We start from the raw sequence: 400 nt of genomic DNA, 5'->3' as shown, positions 1-400 counted from the left end.
CATTCGCTGTTGGCGGTGCAGCTCTCAAGCCGGCTGGCGCAGGCTGTTGGCGCCGCACTGCCGCTGATGACGCTGTTTGCCAAGCCGGTGCTGGCGGACCTCGCTCGCGAGACTTCCATTACTTTGCTCGAACGCGAATTTGATCGCGACGAGCTTCAGAAGCTGGTCTCTCTGGGTGCCGAGAAATGACGGATGTCGTTAGGACCGACTTGGAGAAGCTGGATGCGGAAGGCTTAGCGAAGCTCATTGCACTCGCCAAGGAGAGAAACCGCAGTGGCGGCCGAAAAGCTCCCTCGATCCCAGCAGTTGGAAGCGAAAGCGCTCTTGCACCGTCGTTTGCGCAGCAGCGGCTATGGTTTTTGGCGCAGCTGGATCGGGGCAGCACGACCTATCACATGCC

At 60.0% G+C, this 400-nt stretch carries 2 protein-coding genes; both read left to right on the top strand.

The genetic code is table 11. From position 1 onward, the window contains the following. A partial coding sequence (locus AC0L3P_RS40120) for a phosphopantetheine-binding protein (RefSeq protein WP_473309475.1) occupies positions 1 to 189 on the top strand: 189 nt, incomplete at its 5' end. After that, a partial coding sequence (locus AC0L3P_RS40115) for a hypothetical protein (RefSeq protein WP_473309474.1) occupies positions 186 to 400 on the top strand: 215 nt, incomplete at its 3' end. The genes AC0L3P_RS40120 and AC0L3P_RS40115, both read left to right, overlap by 4 nt.

It is taken from the genome of Bradyrhizobium sp. WSM4874 (assembly GCF_055811835.1).
This window is presented reverse-complemented; position numbering and strand designations above follow the sequence as displayed.